Source organism: Dissulfuribacter thermophilus, from assembly GCF_001687335.1.
Taxonomy (GTDB): Bacteria; Desulfobacterota; Dissulfuribacteria; order Dissulfuribacterales; family Dissulfuribacteraceae; genus Dissulfuribacter; species Dissulfuribacter thermophilus.
Genome location: NZ_MAGO01000024.1, coordinates 1 through 1,356 on the forward strand (window position 1 = coordinate 1; position 1,356 = coordinate 1,356).

At 42.6% G+C, this 1,356-nt stretch carries 1 protein-coding gene; it reads right to left on the reverse strand.

All coding sequences use genetic code 11. The annotated features are described in order from the left end of the window. Positions 1-5: 5 nt before the first annotated feature. A complete protein-coding gene (locus DBT_RS11620) occupies positions 6-1,247 on the reverse strand; it encodes an IS256 family transposase (RefSeq protein WP_067620894.1) in 1,242 nt (413 codons plus the stop codon). Positions 1,248-1,356: the final 109 nt, after the last annotated feature.

The following is a 1,356-nucleotide window of genomic DNA, read 5'->3' on the forward strand; positions in this document are numbered from 1 at the left end:
TAGTGTCAACTTTTTTGTGTAAAATTGTTCCAAGCTATTTCCCTCATGAATGGTAGATTTTTACGCACTTTTCCAATAGGGTTTGATCTCCAATGTAGTTCCATTCTTAAAGAGATAAAAGCGAGAAGACGGTAACAGGCTGCTTCTCCAGCTACTATCTCCATGGATTTTGTTCTTCGTTTAAACTCTTTGTTCAACCTTTCAATTATATTGGTAGTCCGTAAGGATATCCATTCCTCTTCAGGAAAGCTGAAGAAGGTTAAACAGGCATCCAGAGATCTTTCTAGACAAGAAACAGCTGAGGGAAGAGCATTTTCCCATGTTTCTTTGAACTGCTCGTAAAACGCCAAAGCCTTCTTTTTAGAAGAGGCATAGAAAATGGAACGAAGGTCATCTGCTACTTCCTTTTTGTACTTCTTGGGCACCTTGGCCAATACATTCCGTGCAACATGCACCTGGCAACGTTGCACTTTTGCTTTGGGAAACTCTTCCCTAAATACTGTTTCCAGACCTGTAAGACCATCCATGACACCTAAAGTAACACCCTGGGATTTAAGGCCTCTTGCTTTTAAATCCTTGAAAAACTCGCGCCAGCTAGTGGCTGATTCTTTATCCCCTGATTGTAAGCCCAGTACCAGCCTATGGCCTAAATCTGTAACGCCGATTGCTACTAGAACAGGTACAATCTCAATATCCCGCTTGATGCGCATACGAAAATTGACCCCATCTACAAAGATGTATTTCACACTCTCCTTGGACAAATCCCGCATGCGCCATCTCTCAACAGCCTCTGACAACTCCACATTGGCACTGCTGATCTCTGTGGGAGAAATCTTCCTGCCTATGAGCCTACGGGATAACATAGAAAGACTCCTGGTACTAATACCCGTTAAAAACATCAGGCTAAGGTCCCTGGCTATCTCCTCTTCATACTGCTTGCTACGGGGAATAATCTGGGTCTTGAATTCTCCCTTCCGATCTCTGGGTACACGTACAAAAACATCGCCTATGCCCTTCAGTGTAAAATGACGGCTGTAAGATCCATTACGATGATTAGTTTCATTGCCTTTACGTTCATAGGGTCCTCTACCAAGAAAATGGGTCAACTCCGCATTCATCAGTGCAGTCAAGTATTGTCCTACAGTCTCTTGGATATTGAAACGAATCATCTCAAAAAGCTTCTCTGGCCGCTGTTGAATCTCATTGAAGATTTCTATAACCTCTGGTACGCTGATCTCTACTTTCAAGGCACTTCTCCTTTCGGTTTGTTTTTTTGGCTGTCAAACCACTACAAGGAAAAGTGCCTTTTTTCTACCCCCTCTTTAATTTCACACAAATAACTTTACACTGCCACTT